At 44.5% G+C, this 16296-nt stretch carries 17 protein-coding genes; 9 read left to right on the top strand and 8 right to left on the bottom strand.

Going from position 1 to position 16296, the window contains the following annotated elements:
- The first annotated feature begins 166 nt into the window (after positions 1-166).
- From ACRD6K_RS19835 to ACRD6K_RS19820, 4 genes are all read left to right on the top strand, one after another.
- Positions 167-292, top strand: a complete 126-nt coding sequence (locus ACRD6K_RS19835) for a hypothetical protein (protein ID WP_430974653.1) — start codon at positions 167-169, stop codon at positions 290-292.
- Between the two features lie 700 nt (positions 293-992).
- Positions 993-2165: an AlbA family DNA-binding domain-containing protein gene (locus tag ACRD6K_RS19830; protein ID WP_430974652.1), complete on the top strand. Its 1173-nt coding sequence runs from the start codon at positions 993-995 to the stop codon at positions 2163-2165.
- A gap of 125 nt (positions 2166-2290) precedes the next feature.
- Positions 2291-2866 (top strand): Crp/Fnr family transcriptional regulator, encoded by a 576-nt coding sequence (locus ACRD6K_RS19825; protein WP_430974651.1) that lies wholly within the window; start codon positions 2291-2293, stop codon positions 2864-2866.
- A gap of 58 nt (positions 2867-2924) precedes the next feature.
- A complete protein-coding gene (locus tag ACRD6K_RS19820; RefSeq protein ID WP_430974650.1) occupies positions 2925-3536 on the top strand; it encodes a hypothetical protein in 612 nt (203 codons plus the stop codon).
- 84 nt (positions 3537-3620) lie between these two features.
- Here ACRD6K_RS19820 and ACRD6K_RS19815 read toward each other — a convergent pair whose 3' ends face one another.
- From ACRD6K_RS19815 to ACRD6K_RS19805, 3 genes are all read right to left on the bottom strand, one after another.
- The gene (locus ACRD6K_RS19815; protein WP_430974649.1) at positions 3621-5012 is read right to left on the bottom strand and encodes an FAD-binding oxidoreductase; all 1392 of its coding nucleotides are present in this window, start codon (positions 5010-5012) and stop codon (positions 3621-3623) included.
- A gap of 109 nt (positions 5013-5121) precedes the next feature.
- Positions 5122-5496, bottom strand: a complete 375-nt coding sequence (locus tag ACRD6K_RS19810; RefSeq protein ID WP_299577285.1) for a group I truncated hemoglobin — start codon at positions 5494-5496, stop codon at positions 5122-5124.
- A 212-nt stretch (positions 5497-5708) separates the two neighbouring features.
- On the bottom strand, positions 5709-6818 hold the full coding sequence (locus tag ACRD6K_RS19805; protein WP_299577283.1) for a nickel-binding protein: 1110 nt from the start codon (positions 6816-6818) through the stop codon (positions 5709-5711).
- Here ACRD6K_RS19805 and ACRD6K_RS19800 point away from each other — a divergent pair, their 5' ends adjacent.
- Entirely contained in the window at positions 6819-7046 is a 228-nt protein-coding gene (locus tag ACRD6K_RS19800) for a hypothetical protein (RefSeq protein WP_299577281.1), read from the top strand.
- Here ACRD6K_RS19800 and ACRD6K_RS19795 read toward each other — a convergent pair.
- From ACRD6K_RS19795 to truA, 5 genes are all read right to left on the bottom strand, one after another.
- Positions 7029-7244, bottom strand: coding sequence for a hypothetical protein (locus ACRD6K_RS19795; protein WP_430974648.1), 216 nt, complete (start codon positions 7242-7244; stop codon positions 7029-7031). The genes ACRD6K_RS19800 and ACRD6K_RS19795 overlap by 18 nt on opposite strands.
- Positions 7245-7388: 144 nt before the next feature.
- Positions 7389-8831 (bottom strand): arylsulfatase, encoded by a 1443-nt coding sequence (locus tag ACRD6K_RS19790; RefSeq protein ID WP_430974647.1) that lies wholly within the window; start codon positions 8829-8831, stop codon positions 7389-7391.
- 126 nt (positions 8832-8957) lie between these two features.
- On the bottom strand, positions 8958-9539 hold the full coding sequence (locus tag ACRD6K_RS19785; protein ID WP_299577275.1) for an indolepyruvate oxidoreductase subunit beta: 582 nt from the start codon (positions 9537-9539) through the stop codon (positions 8958-8960).
- 11 nt (positions 9540-9550) lie between these two features.
- On the bottom strand, positions 9551-11161 hold the full coding sequence (locus ACRD6K_RS19780; RefSeq protein WP_430974646.1) for a thiamine pyrophosphate-dependent enzyme: 1611 nt from the start codon (positions 11159-11161) through the stop codon (positions 9551-9553).
- Positions 11162-11380: 219 nt separating this feature from the next.
- Positions 11381-12145: a tRNA pseudouridine(38-40) synthase TruA gene (gene truA / locus ACRD6K_RS19775; RefSeq protein WP_430974645.1), complete on the bottom strand. Its 765-nt coding sequence runs from the start codon at positions 12143-12145 to the stop codon at positions 11381-11383.
- A gap of 182 nt (positions 12146-12327) precedes the next feature.
- On the opposite strand from truA, the gene ACRD6K_RS19770 reads away from it, so the two are divergent.
- The 4 genes from ACRD6K_RS19770 to ACRD6K_RS19755 all read left to right on the top strand — a co-directional run bounded on the left by ACRD6K_RS19770 (position 12328) and on the right by ACRD6K_RS19755 (position 16286).
- Entirely contained in the window at positions 12328-13323 is a 996-nt protein-coding gene (locus ACRD6K_RS19770; protein ID WP_299577269.1) for an AAA family ATPase, read from the top strand.
- A gap of 82 nt (positions 13324-13405) precedes the next feature.
- Complete coding sequence (locus tag ACRD6K_RS19765; RefSeq protein WP_430974644.1) at positions 13406-14287, top strand: DUF58 domain-containing protein; 882 nt, start codon at positions 13406-13408, stop codon at positions 14285-14287.
- Between the two features lie 4 nt (positions 14288-14291).
- Positions 14292-15284, top strand: coding sequence for a hypothetical protein (locus tag ACRD6K_RS19760; RefSeq protein ID WP_430974643.1), 993 nt, complete (start codon positions 14292-14294; stop codon positions 15282-15284).
- A gap of 6 nt (positions 15285-15290) precedes the next feature.
- Entirely contained in the window at positions 15291-16286 is a 996-nt protein-coding gene (locus ACRD6K_RS19755; protein WP_430974642.1) for a vWA domain-containing protein, read from the top strand.
- Positions 16287-16296: the final 10 nt, after the last annotated feature.

The following is a 16296-nucleotide window of genomic DNA, read 5'->3' as shown; positions in this document are numbered from 1 at the left end:
CTACTCATAATTCTAAGATACAATTTTCATAACAATCATATCTTAACCTACTGTCCGTTCAAATGTAGCAACTCCACATCCGTCCCGGTTCCCGGGCCACCTTCCCTTCGAGAATGGAAGGAAATCCAACCACCAGCGTAAAGAGCGTTTTCTAACTGGATTAAAAATGAATTTTCAGACGCTCAAATCGTCGAACGCACAATCCGACTATCTGAGCATCTTCCTGAATTTGTTTCAGGAGCTGTCAACCTGCGCCATGGCCAGGGCTTTTCGCTACCAAGCCAAGGGCTAATAAGTGATTGAGAACGGGTAAAAACTACTTAGCTACGGGGCAATAACCCCTTGGTGATGGGGTAATAAGTGATTCATAACGGGTAAAAACCCCTTAGGCATGGGGTAAAAAGTACTTACCTAGGGGGTAATAACCCCTTCCGAAGGGGTTTTTAGTACTTGCATATGGGGTTTTACAAAGGGCGCCACTCCAATTAAGCGCCGAAAACCGCCGATTCCGACCGCTGGTAAGGCTCTCTCCCCGTGTCTTGCTTTCAAAAAGCATAAGTTGGCAGGCAAGACACCGATTACAAATCGGCGCCAGCCTCAGGGAGTCTTACTGATCGGATGACTCCAAGTCATCTGATCAGTCGCATCACGCACAAGCCTCCAATCCTGGTTTATCCATTGTTTGTTTTTCGACCAAACACCTGATTAGCAATATCAATTATTATTGCTAATTTAACAGCACGCTATGACGATGGATAAATACTAGAACGTTAGCATTCATGCGAAGTACAAAACAGAAGAGAAACAACGGTTGCCATCTCTCGTCCTAGTGACCGCTACGCTCAAACAAGGGGGAGACCGGGGCTTAAAAAGCCGTTTGATGATTTGGAAATATAAAATAAGGAAGGTTAACAATATTTCCGCCACAGCGAAATAAAGTATACTTTTAGTTGACAGACAAACTAGTTAGCAACAACCTTAAATAAAGACAAATGTACTTACTCGGAATAAGAGCAGACAAAATCAACGAATCTGATATTAAAAGATTAATTGACAATCAGATTCAAGAAAATAAGAGTCTTGATTATAAACGTGACTTAAACTTATCAACGGACAAGGATAAAAAAGAATTCTTATTCGATTTAACAGCAATGTACAATACTGATGGCGGCTGTCTAATTTTTGGAATAGAGGAAGAAAAAGACGAAAAAAAACAAAATACGGGAAAGCCACTAAAGATTGTTGGAATTGAATTGGAAAATTCAGACAAACTAATTCAACGAATAGAAGACATTATCAAAAATTCTACAGAACCTAGCATATCTCAAGTAATCATAAATATAGTAGAAGTTGAATTAAAGAAGATTTTAATCGTTGGAATTCCTAAAGGATTAGGATTGCCGGCAATGGTAACCTTCAACCAAACAAATAAATTCTATAGAAGACGAAATAGTGGAAAATTTGCTGTTGACGTTTACGAATTAAATCAAATGTTTATGCAAAATCAAATTCTGAAAGAAAAAGTAATAGACTTTAGAAAAGACAGAATAAAAAAAGTCTTAGCTTGTGAAAGTTTACCAAATCTGAAAGTTGACAATGCGTTTTTTATCCATATTATCCCTTATGGTTTTCTAGATTATAACATCCTAGATTTTACAACTGCTGAAAATAATCTTACGCTAAAAATGCGACCAATATATTCAAATGGATGGGATAAAATGTACAACATTGATGGTTTTGCAACATTCTCTTCTACAGCCCACTATCAAATCACATCATATAATCAAATCTTTCGGAATGGGATTTATGAAATGTATACTTCGGAATTGTTTTATGAAACTAGTAAAAACAAAAGAATGGGATTTGATGGTGATGATTTCATCCAAGAAGTAATCGAGAATATTAAGGAAGCACTATTCGTCCTAAATCAAATGAAAGTAGAACCTCCTTTCTTAATCTCTTATAGCTTTCACAATGTTAAAGGCTACATTGTGGATAGTTATATAACCCGGCGTCTTACAGAGTTTAAGCAAAATGAGATTTTGTTTCCATTTATTCAAATTCCTTCTTATGAATCAGATATTTACAAACTACTAAAGCCAAATTTTGATATTTTATGGCAATCATTAGGACTGGCAAAAAGTCCAGAAATGAAAATGAAATGAAAAGGCAGTTGCTAACAATTAAGGGTTCGGCCAGTGCGCAGCACAGTGGCTGAACGCGGTGTTGACTTAAACCCTGATTATCGCTGCTCCAAACACCAACAGCCACACCTGACCCCCAATTCGCTATGACCCAAAACGAGATCGTTCATACACTAAGCCAAACTTATTCTCCCCTGTCTGCTGAGTGCCGGAAGGAACTGATGGATAAAATGACCATTTTGTCGCTGCCCAAACACACCTGCCTTGTGCGAGAGGGACAGTATTCTGACAAGACCTTCTACCTCATTGATGGATGCGCCCGCGCTTATTACTTAAAAGACGGGAAAGATATTTCGGATTGGTTTGCTTTTGAAAATGAATTCATAAGCTCCATCATCAGCTTTTTCACCGACACTCCCAGCCCGCATTATATTGAGCTGCTTGAAGATTCGACCTTGGTCGCGCTTTCAAAAGATACCATTGATGGCTTATCGAACCAATACCACGACTTTGAACGACTGATTCGGGTGGTGGTTACACAAACCATGCTGCGCCAGCGAGAGCGGATTTCGTCGATCCTCTTTCACACGGCCAGCCAGCGGTATGCGCATATTTTAACCAGATATCCGAATATTACTCGTCGAATCCCCTTAACCCACATCGCGTCTTATTTAGGAATAACCCTCGAAACCTTGAGCAGAATCAGAAATCCGAAGAGCTGAATTTGATCTGGATCAAATGACAGGTCGGAAAATGAACCGACTTTTGCAGGAAAAAAAGATGAAACAGGTACATTACATCTCCGGTCTGATCATAACCAGCTTTATCGGGATTCACTTGCTCAACCATTCCCTGAGTATTTTTGGAGTAGATACCTACATTGCTTTTATGGATAAATTCAGGTTGATTTACCGAAGCAGCTTGGGAGAAACGCTCCTGCTCGCAGCCGTTGTCATTCAAATCATTTCAGGGCTGAAATTGTTCTTTTCAAAACGAAAAACGGTTGCCGGATTCTATGAGAAATTGCAAATCCGCACCGGACTTTATTTGGCCCTATTCCTGGTGATTCATGTTGGCGCCGTTTTAAGCGGCCGCACGCTCCTGAATCTTGATACCAACTTTTATTTTGGCGTGGCCGGCCTGAATTCTTTTCCGTCAAACTTGTTCTTCGTCCCCTATTATGCACTGGCAATCATATCCTTCTTTGGACACCTGGCTGCCATTCATTACCAGAAGATGAAACGTGAGGTCCTGGGCTTCTCCGTAAAACAACAATCCGGATTTATTTTGGCAAGTGGCATAATTCTCACAATGATTATTCTTTACGGATTGACCAACGGCTTGCATGGCGTTGAAATTCCGCAGCCATACCATGTTCTGATTGGGAAGTAGGTAGGCAGACAGCCCGTAAAAAACCTTTCCCCGCCAGCCCAAGCCAGCCAAGAAAGGCTTTTTACCAAGCTTAGGGTGCCTGCCTTAACTGGCCGGCTGTATGTTCTGATTCACCCGGAAGAAATTCGTCGGGTCGTATTTCTTTTTAATCTTCGTCAGCTTGTCGTAATTGTACCGGTAGCTGGCTTTTACTCGCTCCTGCCCTTCATCCATCATAAAGTTGGAATAAGCGCCTCCCAGGGAATACGGGTGCAAGGCTTCCCAATAGTCTTTGCACCATTTGATGATGGTATTGTTATTGGCCGGATTGGTTTCAATACCCACAATAACGCCGGCATACTTGGCATTTCGGTAGGCCCAGGGTGTGGCCTCCTTGCCTACCCGGCCAGCCGCACCACTAATGGGGTACAGGTGCATTTGCGATAGCGGTGTGGGAATGGACGAACCAAATTTCAGGTGCTGGCTTCGTGCTTCAGGTCCCAGCTCATCAAAGAAATCAGCCCGCCAATACCATTGCATACCAGGCGTCAGCAGCCCATCAAACATGGTTTGAATGGCCGGATAAGGCATTTCACCCAGATGCTCAAAAAGCGGATTTAGGGCTAATACGGGTTCAAATACGGCTTTGGCCTTGCTCATATCGCCCACATAGCACCAAACCACCGCGCAAAACTGTTTGCCATGCAGATGTTCAGGAAACGGTGGTCCCGGAATAATCATGGTGGCTGCAAACCCATTCAGCTCATCCGGAGCCTGGTGAATAAACTCGTGATACCAGGTCATAATTTCATCGGTCTTTTCAATAGGCCACAAGGTGGGGCCACCAAAAACTGTTTTTACCGGATGTCCCTGAAATTTGAACGAGGTAACAATTCCGAAGTTGCCGCCACCTCCACGAATGGCCCAAAACAGGTCTTCGTGCTGCTTCTCATTCACCGTCACAAACGAGCCATCAGCCAACACCATATCAGCTTCCAGCAGGTTATCAATCGTAAGCCCGTATTTGCGGGATAAATGGCCAACGCCACCACCCAGTGTCAGTCCACCAACACCCGTTGTGGAAATAATGCCGGCAGGAACAGCCAAACCAAAAGGATGGGTCCCATGATCGACTTCTCCCCACAGGTTGCCACCGCCTACACGAACGGTGTTGTCTTCAACATTTACACGAACATATTTGATGCCCGACAGGTCCAGAACAACACCATCGTCGCAAAGCCCAAGGCCTCCGGCGTTATGCCCTCCTCCCCGAACGGCTAGCAACAAGTTGTTTTCCCGGCAGAAGTTAACGGTGTAAATTACATCCGCAACATCTACACATTTTACAAAAAGGGCCGGGCGTTTATCAATCATTCCATTATAAACCTTGCGTGTTTCATCGTAGGCTTCATCTTCCGGACGAATAATTTCGCCTCTTATTCCGGCGGAAAATTCATCCATTAAGGTCGGGTCCAAATCTTTGACATGACGTACCATGTGTATTCATTTTTATAAATTACTTACTAGGTGGCAGCGAACCAGAATTGCTTTCTGCTCTGCCTGTATTCCGAAGTTGATTACCCCGAACGATAGCCCTTCTAAAGAACTATTGAGCTATGATCATGCCTTTCAATGACCAAAGTACAGCTAACACATCTTTTTGAGTTTCTTCATCAATGGTGTGTTTTTTAAGCGTATCCATAATATCATCCACCGTGTGCATGTATTCTGCCGGGCTAATATTCATACCCTTGTGCGCGGTGGGCATATCGCGCCCCGTGTATTTAGCGGGTCCCCCACTCCCTTCGCTGAAAAAATGAACACTGTGTTTCTTAATCTCGGCCAGTTTCCCGGGCGTTTCCAGATAAGGGCGAAAACGAGCAGCAATGGCCGGGTTGTGCATGTGTGCTTCCACGGCATCATCAACAATTCGGGTGATTCCTTCGGTTCCACCCAATCGGTCAAACAAACTTTTACTCATAACTTATTTTGATTTGCGTTACTATTTAGGCTTGCACAGGAGAACTTTTCCGAAAGCAAAACCAGTATAAAACAGCCTCATGCGCAATGAATATCATTAACCAGACAGGCCTGTTTATTCAAAGGTACGACGGGTTAGTACCACAAGGCTATCACAATTGACCCAAATATAAATACATTTAGGTCTTTTTATTTTCTTATAAAAAAAGGGCTTTAATCTGCTACCTGTTGCTGGTAGTCGGATGGCGAAAGGCCATACTTTTTGTGGAAGCACTTGGCAAAGTAAGAAGGGCTGTTGAAACCGGTTTCGTAAGCAATTTCAGAGATGTTTCCGCTCTGCTGGTTGATGAGCCCCAGCGCCTTATTTAACCGGTAATCCCGAACAAAATTATTGGGCGACATGCCCGACAGCGAGATCATTCGGCGATACAGTTGTGAACGACTATAACCCAAATGTCGTCCCAGGTCATCCACATGCAAATCCGGGTTCTGCCAGGTTTCCTCGATGTAATTCATTAGCCGGGTTAAGAACTTTTCATCAGCCGTGCTTAACACTTCAAATAAAGTGACATCAACCGGGACATTCAGCTTTTCGCTTCGGTACAGCTTCTTTACCTCGTGCGACACGACAATCCGGCCATTGGAAATATAAAACATCCGTTCCGCAGCTTTAACTGCTTTTTCAAAAAAGGGTTTATCCTCAGTTAGTGGCACACCAACGCTCATTCCTGTTTTTAGCATGGCCTTCGGACAATTCGCGGTATCGCTCCAGGCTTCAAATTGGCTCTGCACTTCAATGGCACACCAAACAGCTTGCGCTACCGACTTAAAAGAAACAATGAACCGATTACTCTCCTGTCGGGCAATGTTCCCTTCAAAACGGCTAAAAATGTCCTTAAACGAATGCAGGCAGTTTATGGGGTTTCCCCCTTCATGAATCCAAAGGCTGTCGTCCATAAACGTTTCATCAAATCCGGTGATCATGATCGTCCGGAATGCCGGGTCGGCAATAATGTTTAAATCCGCATCCTTTGGTTTCTCCGGATCTTTAATGCGCCCGAGAAAGGATTCTACCACTTCGGCATCTACTTCTATAATCTGATTGGGGACATCGCCATGCGCCTCGGTATGCATATCAATGATGTGTTGTTCGGAAGGAGCTTCAATCAGGCAAAAGGCCATTTTCCGATGCTCATCAAACCAATAGGTTAACCCCCGGCAACCATATTGTTTCTGAATAGCTAAATCTTGCTGGTGTAAGCGGGCAACAACTTCAGCGGTTACCTCGTCCGATACATCGTGGCGATCCATGAAAATTGGCATATGACGCGTATTAAAGGTTGCATGTCTTCATTCAACTTCTTTATACCGCATTTAACGGCAATTTGTTTTAGAAGAATCCGGAATATGAATTTCGGAGCGCTTTATGCCAAAGCGAAGAAAAAAGGGAAAGATCAAATGGTGGGCGAATTTAAAGCCCATTATGCTTCGAACAGCAGCTTATCGGAGCACAAAATGAAGGAAAATAACCGGCTATTGCTCCGGGGCTGATTCCTCTCTGCAACTGACACATATGGTGCGCGCCAAGGCTGCAACAACAATAAAGCTAAGTCCTAAAACCAGGCGGTATTCAGTAAGTGGGTTGTCCGGAATCAGGTTGGTTAAAGCAATGACCAAGGCCAGAAAAATAACCACCAACAAACCCATTAACATATTTCGAAGTGTTTTACGCTGTTTCTTGTTTAACATCCTTTTTAGCTTAAACAATTATTGTTATTTGGAACAAAGAACGCAAAGAGCGGCTTTAAAGTACCGCTCTTTGCTGTATCATTTTTGGGAACATCTACTTTCAAGATAAAAACATGTTTGAAAGGCTATGGTCCCTTTTGTTTACTATTCGTTTTGCCCGAAAGGAAAAGCTTCAGAAGGAACGCGTGCTTCCTCCAGAATAGCTTGCATCTCGGCAACAATGTCGGGGTGCTGATCCGCAACATTGTCCTCTTCACCAAGGTCTGTTGACAAATCATACAGTTCGGTCGTCTGCTTTTCAGCATTAAACACCTGGTAAGTCACGTATTTCCAATTGCCTTTACGAATGGCTTGTCGTCCGCCCATTTCATGAAATTCCCAGTAAAGATGATCGTGCTCTTTCTGACTATCTTCACCCAGCAGGGTTGGAAGAAGAGAAATTCCCTGAATGTTTTCCGGAGCCTTTTGGCCTACCATATCGGCAAAAGTAGGCAGCATATCCCAAAATGCCGAAACATGATCAGACTGACTGCCTGCCTGAATTTTTCCGGGCCAGCTGGCAATCATCGGCACCCGAATACCCCCTTCGTATAAATCGCGTTTGTACCCTTTTAACGGGCCATTGCTTTTAAAATAATCCGGATCAGCTCCACCTTCTTTATGCGGACCATTGTCTGAAGTAAAAATAACCAGCGTGTTATCTGCCAGCCCCAGTTCTTCCAGCTTAGCCATGATTTCGCCCACCTGATCATCAAGCAAAGTTACCATAGCGGCGAAAGCAGCATGCGACTCGGGCTGAGAACCATAAGGTCCTTTCCGAAAGCCTTTGCCTCCATCAACCCCTTTGTAATTGCGCTCCGGATCAAATTTACCTCTGAATTTGGCCATGTATTCTTCTGGAGCAAATAGCTCAGCATGTGGAATGATCGAAGGATAATACATAAAGAAAGGTTGCTCTTTATTATCCTCTAAAAAGCGAAGTGCTTCCTGATGAATCAAGTTAGGCGCATAAACGCCTCTGGCTTGTCCGGCATTTTCCTCCAACACCACTTTTTCCTGGTTGCTCCACAAATGATCCGGATAATAGTGATGCCCCAATCGTTGGCAGTTGTATCCATAAAAAACATCAAATCCTTGCTTATTCGGATCGCCTTCTGATCCCGGGAAACCTAAGCCCCACTTACCAAAAGCACCTGTGGTGTATCCTTCTTCCTGCAACATTTTAGCCAAGGTGAAGGTGGTTTCAGGAATGGGATACTGTCCTTCCGGATTGACTTCCCGATTTCCTCGAACAGGCGCATGCCCGGTGTCCATTCCGGTAAGCAAAGAGGATCGTGATGGCGCACACACCGTGGTTCCCGAATAGTGCTGGGTAAAAAGCATCCCCTGGCTGGCCAATCGGTCGATGTTGGGAGTCTGAAATTTCTGCTGTCCGTAACAGCTTAAATCTCCGTAGCCCAAATCATCTGCCAAAATGTAAACGATGTTTGGTTTTGCAGGCTTGTTTTCTTCATTGCCTTGCTTCGCAGACTGACAGGCAGTAAGCGCAGAAAGCGCTGCTAAACCACTTAAAACGAATTGGTTCATAACTGTATTATTTTGAGTAGTATTTGTTCGTATGAAGCGACCAAGGTAACACATAAAGCCGCTAAAAACAAAGGCCCAATCGGTAAGATTGAACCTCCATTTATAACCTTAAAGCTCAAGCTTGAATTACTTGTTTTCCTGTGCAAACTGACGTCCGGCACGAATTGCTTTTAAATTAACTTCAACAATTTGCTCTCCTTTGCGGGCAAAAACTTCCCGGATTCCGTCTTCCAACTTGCTAAAATCAATATCGATAAACGGGCTGGCAGCTCCCAACATCACCATGTTCGAAGCCCGGGCATTACCGGCTTCTTTGGCAATTCCGTCAGCATCGATGGCCACAAAACGCGGCAAGCGATGAATTTCTTCCATCACCTTTTCATACTCCGGATAGTTGGGAATATTGATGAAAGGAGTCGTATTGGTTACCAGGTAACCCCGCTCAGATAAAAACGGCAAATACCGCAAAGCCTCCATCGGCTCAACAGAAAGAATCAGATCGGCTGTTCCCATCTGAATTAAGTCCGATGCAATGGGTTTATCTGAAATGCGCATGTGCGAAACTACCGCACCACCACGCTGGCTCATGCCGTGCGTTTCGGCCTGTTTAATGTGTAAATTATTTTCAAGGGCAGCTGTTCCCAAAGCAGCGGCAATCGATAAAATTCCCTGTCCGCCTACCCCGGCTAATATAATGTTTGATTTCATGTTTTCAATTTTTAATGGTTGGCATGACGACTTTGATTTCTTTTGCGACGGCTGGCACGCTGGATACATTCACGACGTGGGATAATAACCGACACCCCATCAAATTCCAGCTCTTCGCGGAATAACTTAACCAACTCGGCATGGTTCTTTTTCAATGGCACAATCACACGAATATGTGCCGGATCAACGCCGAGGCCTTCACAAATACTTTCAATTTTCCCCTGGGCTGATGAATCCTGTCCACCAGTCATTGAAACCGACTCATTGTCGGAAATGACAACCGTAATGTTCGATTTTTCATTCACCGCATCCAGCAAACCGGTGATGCCAGAGTGGGCAAACGTGGAGTCTCCAATAACCGCAACAGCAGGAACCAAACCGGCATCAGCCGCGCCCTTCGCCATGGTGATGGATGCGCCCATATCCACACAGGAATTGATCGTTTCGTAAGGAGGCAAAGCACCTAACGTATAACAGCCAATGTCCGAAAAAACACGCCCTTTGCCATAGTCGGCCAGCACTTCGTTCATCGCTTCATAGGCATCCTGGTGACCACATCCCTGACACAAAGCCGGAGGACGGTTCGCCACTACCGGGGGAACAGGAATTCCCTGGTAGATTTCTTTCCCGAGTGCTTTTCCAACTAAATCCGGATTCAGCTCGCCATCACGCGGCAAACTACCATCCAAACGTCCTTTTATTTGAGTGCCATTCGCAAAGTAACCTTTCAGGTCTTCTTCAACCAACGGATAACCTTCTTCCAATACCAAAATCTCATCACACTCGGCTTCCAGCTTTCTCAGCTGTTTTTCAGGAAGCGGATATTGTGACACTTTCAATACCGGGTAAGGACAAGCCTCGTCCTGGTAATTCTCCATCAGGTAGTTGTAGGTAATCCCGCAGCAAATAATTCCCAGGCTTTTTTCGTCGCCATCAATGTATTGATTGTAAACTGACTCTTCAGATAGTTTAACAAAAGCCGCCTGTTTTTCAAGCAGCGATTTGTACCGACGACGGGCAATAGCCGGCAAGAGCACAAATTGCTTGGAGTCCTGAGGCATGCTCAGCTGGTTTTCATCCAAAACCGGTTTCATGGCTACTCCTGCTCTGGAGTGTGCCAAACGGGTTGTAATCCTTAACATCACCGGAACACCTGTTTCTTCAGAAAGCGCAAATCCTTCGCGTGCCATATCGTAAGCTTCCTGCTGATTGCTTGGCTCCAGAACCGGAATCATGGCAAATTTGGCATAATACCGTGAATCCTGCTCGTTTTGCGAAGAGTGCATGGATGGGTCATCGGCCACAGTCAACACAAAACCGCCATTTACACCGGTAATGGCCGAATTGATAAAGGCATCGGCAGCCACATTCAAGCCTACATGCTTCATACAAGCCATCGTTCGCTTACCGGCATAGCTCATTCCTAAAGCGGTTTCGTAAGCTGTTTTTTCGTTCGCCGACCATTTACTATGGAGCTTACGCTCAATGGCTAACTCATTGTCTTGGATATATTCAGTAATTTCGGTTGAAGGGGTACCCGGATAAGCATAAACGCCTGACATTCCACCGTCAATCGCTCCCTGTCCGACAGCTTCAACTCCTAATAACAAATGCTTCTGCATGGTATCGATTTATTAGTTCTTTTTTTCGAAGTCCAAAATTAGCAGCACAGACCAAAGAAACAATATAAATTGTCAGGTTTTAAATAAAAACTGACGCTCAACAAACAGATTTTGCTGCTAAATTTTCAAAAATCGACACTTCAACTTGAAAATTGAAACTACACACAGGCATTTTAAATAAAATCAATTGTTGCTCACCTCCAGGTCCAACGGCACCAATTAATCTTCCATACGCTGAAAGACATCTTCGGGATAAGCAATATTGGCTAAAAACAAGCCCTGAGGCGGCGCGGATGCCCCGGCAAGAGCCCGGTCCTTGGCTTCAATGACCTGTCGGAATCCGGGAATATCAAGCTTTCCCTGTCCCACTTCCACCATGGTTCCCACAATAGCCCGAACCATGTTACGCAAAAAACGGTCAGCTTTAATAGTAAACATCAGCTGCTGGTCTTTCTCCACCCACCGGGCATAATAAATCTGACAGTTGTTGGTTTTCACATCGGTGTGCAACTTACTGAAACTGGTAAAATCGATGTAATCAAACAAAACCGCGCAAGCCACATTCATTTGGTGCACATCAAGTGGACGGGTAAAATACCAGGAAGTTTCGCGGGCAAACGGATCCTTGCGCTGGTTGATGAAGTAATGGTAAGTTCGCGAGGTGGCATCAAAACGGGCATGCGCCTGCGGACCAACTTTGCTGATTCGAAAAATCACCAGGTCAGGCCCCAGAAAACTGTTCATTTTGTAGGTAAAATCCGGATGATCAAGAGCGGTTTTTTCCGACTCGAAATGGGCTACAAAATAACTGGCATGAACCCCTGTATCCGTTCGCCCGGCACCAGTAACAGCGATGGATTCCCGACAAATCGTACTCAGCGCTTTCTCCAGCGATTCCTGCACACTTTTGGCATTGGGCTGTACCTGCCAACCATGGAAACGGGTTCCATTATAAGCTAACTCTATAAAATATCGTTGTTTCAAAACATAGCATTTTCCGCAAATGTAAAAAAGATAAGCTAAAAGGCTGAATGGAAGTCTGAAATTATTAATTTTACAGCTCTTTCAGCGGGAAGTTAACTTAACAATTTTTAACAAAGTTACATCCTTTTTAGAAGATCATTAAACTATTTTCGTGAACCAAAATCGAAACAAATAATTAAAATATGGATCAAGCAGTTGATATTCGTGAATTGAATGAACGAATCCAAAAAGAAAGTTCTTTTGTGGATTTGATCAGTTTGGAGATGAACAAGGTCATCGTAGGTCAGAAGCACCTGGTAGAAAGCTTATTAATCGGATTGCTTTCCGGTGGTCATATCCTTTTGGAAGGGGTTCCGGGATTGGCTAAAACCTTGGCGATTAACACCCTCTCGCAAACCATTAATGCCGACTTTGCCCGCATCCAGTTCACCCCTGACCTGTTACCTGCCGACTTGCTGGGAACACTAATTTACAGCCAGAAAAACGAAGAATTCATCATTAAAAAAGGGCCTATTTTCACCAACTTTGTTTTGGCCGACGAGATTAACCGGGCCCCCGCCAAAGTGCAGTCGGCCTTACTGGAGGCCATGCAGGAGCGCCAGATTACCATTGGCGATGAAACCTTCAAATTGCAGGAACCATTTTTAGTAATGGCCACCCAAAACCCCATTGAGCAAGAAGGAACCTACCCGCTGCCTGAAGCTCAGGTTGACCGTTTCATGTTGAAAGTGGTCATCAATTATCCGAAAAAGGAAGAAGAAAAAATGATTATTCAGCAGAACCTGCTGAAGCAATTCCCCAAGGCAACAACCATCCTTCAACCACAAGATATTTTAAATGCCCGCGATGTGGTGAAAGACGTTTACCTGGATGAAAAAATAAGCAAATACATTGTCGATATTGTTTTTGCAACCCGCGAACCCAAAGAATACAAGCTCGAAAAATATGCCGACATGATTTCGTACGGAGGATCGCCCCGTGCAAGTATCAGCCTGGCACAAGCAGCCAAAGCCTACGCCTTCATTAAGCGCCGGGGCTATGTGGTTCCCGAAGATGTGCGTGCCGTTTGTCACGACGTAATGCGCCACCGCATTGGTTTAAGTTACGAAGCCGAGGCCAACAACATCACATCCGAAGAAATCATTACAGATATTTTGAATACGATTGAAGTTCCTTAGAACGAGTTATGAGTTACGAGTTGTGAGTTGCGAGTTGGGCAACTTGAAACTTTAAACTTTGAACTTTCACAAACTTGTAAATATGGAACACACAGAGCTATTAAAAAAAGTACGGAAAATTGAGATTAAAACGCGAGGGCTCAGCCGGAATATCTTTGCCGGCGAGTACCACTCGGCTTTCAAAGGCCGTGGTATGGCTTTCAGCGAAGTGCGCGAGTACCAGTTTGGCGACGATATTCGGAACATCGACTGGAACGTAACCGCCCGCTACAACAAACCGTACATCAAAATTTTTGAGGAAGAACGTGAGCTAACGGTCATGCTGCTGATTGATGTCAGTGGTTCGCGTGATTTTGGTTCGCTGGACAAGTTCAAAAAGAATGTCATCACCGAAATTTCAGCGATCCTGTCTTTTTCGGCCATTCAAAACAACGATAAAATCGGGGTCATTTTCTTTTCGGAGAAGATTGAGAAATTCATTCCACCCAAAAAGGGAAAATCGCACATTCTGCGCATCATCCGCGAGTTGATTGATTTTGAACCGGAAAACAAGGGAACCAACATCACCGAAGCGATTCGTTACATGACCAACGCAATCAAAAAACGATGTACGGGATTCATTATTTCCGACTTTCTGCATAACGAACCCGACTTTGATAAAGCACTGACCATTGCCAATAATAAACACGACATTGTGGCCCTGCGCATCTACGATGAACGGGAAACACAACTGCCGCCCATTGGTATGATCAAGCTAAAAGATGCCGAAACCAACGAATACACGTGGGTGGACAGCAGCAGCAAAAAAGTGCGCGACACCTATGCCCAGTGGTGGCAGGAAACCAGCCGAAAACTGGATACCAGTTTCAAAAAGAGTGGCGTGGACTATGCCGACATCAATACCAATGAGGACTATGTAAGATCATTGATGACGCTTTTCAAAAAGCGGGGCTTAAAAGCATAACAGCATGAAAAAACTAAAATACCTGGCGGTTGGAATGGCTTTATTTTTATTGGAAGCGCCAACCGTTCAAGCACAAAAAATACAAGCACGCGCTGTAATCGACTCCACCAATGTTTTGATTGGAGACCAACTCAAACTGCGCCTTGAGGTGGATCAGCCCAACAATGTGATCCTCGAGTTTCCGGAGATCAGCGATTCACTTTCTTCTTCGGTTGAAGTCATTGAAAAATCTCCTCTGGACACGTTTCAGCTGGATGCCGAGAATCAAATTAAAATCATCCAAAACCTGACCATCACCTCTTTTGACAGTGGCCGGCAGGTGGTTCCCCCCTTCTATTTCCGCTTGAAATATGAAGACTTGTACGATACCATTGAAACCTTGCCTGCTGAGTTTTTTGTGCACAGCATGCCCATTGATACCACCAAAGGGCCGGTTGACATCAAAAGACCTTATGAGGCTCCGGTAACACTGAAGGAAGTTTCTCCTTACATTTTAGGAGTCATATTGATTGGAGCCCTGCTTTTCTTTTTGTTCTATTACATTCAGCGTCGACGCCAAAACAAGCCTATTTTTGTGAAACCGCCGAAACCCAAAGAACCGGCACACATTATTGCTTTGCGCGAATTAGACCGAATTAAAGAAGAAAAGCTATGGCAGAGTGAAGAGATCAAAACCTATTACAGTTTGGTATCCGACACGCTGCGAACCTACATCGAAGACCGGTTTCAGATTCAGGCCATGGAGTACACTACCGTTGAAACCGTGCAGGCCTTTGAACAACAAAAAAACCTGATTTCGGCCAAATCACTGGAAGAACTGAAAAGCATTCTCAACTTGTCCGACCTGGTAAAGTTTGCCAAATACCATCCCCTGCCGGATGATCATAACCTGACGTTGATGAACGCTTACTTTTTTGTGAATCAAACCAAACAGGAAGATAAAAAAACAAGTCAACCGCAAGATGACCGCGAAGGCGAAGAGGTTGATTTAAAATAAGGAAAAATGATGAACGGAGTAACCTATAAAAATCCGGAGTTCTTTTACCTGTTGCTGGTACTCATTCCCATGATTGCGTGGTATCTTTTCAAGTACCGAAAAGCAGGAGCAAGCATCCGGTATTCAACCTTAAAGGGATTTAGCGGCTTATCGAAAAGCTGGAAACACTACCTGCGCCATTTGCCCTTTGTTTTGCAACTGGCCGGTATTGCATTGCTAACTGTCGCACTGGCCCGCCCGCAATCCTCCAATAGCTGGCAGGATGTAACCACCGAAGGAATTGACATTGTTATTGCCCTCGATATCTCCAGCTCAATGCTTGCGCGCGACTTTCAGCCCAATCGCTTGGAAGCAGCAAAAAATGTGGCTACCGAGTTTATCTCCGGCCGTCGCGATGACAAAATGGGACTGGTTGTTTTTTCAGGCGAAAGCTTTACCCAGTGCCCGTTAACCACGGATCATGCGGTTCTGATCAACCTTTTCCGGGATATTGAAAGTGGCATGATTGAGGATGGAACAGCCATCGGAAACGGGCTGGCAACCTCTGTGGCTCGCCTGAAAGAGAGTGATGCCATTAGCAAAGTCATTATTCTGCTGACTGACGGGGAAAACAACCGCGGCGAAATAGCTCCGGAAACTGCTGCCGAGCTAGCCAAAACTTTTGGCATCCGGGTTTACACGGTTGGTGTCGGAACCATTGGTACCGCGCCCTACCCCATGGAAACGCCTTTCGGAACACAAATGCGTGAGGTGGAGGTAAAGATTGATGAGGAAACCTTGCAGAAAATAGCAGACATTACCGATGGACGTTATTTTAGGGCCACCAACAACGATAAGCTGGTTCAGATTTACGAGGAAATTGATCAGCTGGAAAAATCAAAAATGGAAGTGAAGGAATACAGTCGGAAAGACGAAGAGTTCAGTCGGATGGCTATGCTGGCCGGAGTTGTTCTTCTTCTGGGACTCTTCCTAAAAACAACCTTATTCAGAAACATTCCTTAATGACACAAAC

The organism is Sunxiuqinia rutila (assembly GCF_050589705.1).
Taxonomy (GTDB): Bacteria; Bacteroidota; Bacteroidia; order Bacteroidales; family Prolixibacteraceae; genus Sunxiuqinia; species Sunxiuqinia rutila.
Note: the sequence above shows the minus strand (reverse complement) of the source record. Positions and strands in the feature narration are given on the sequence as shown.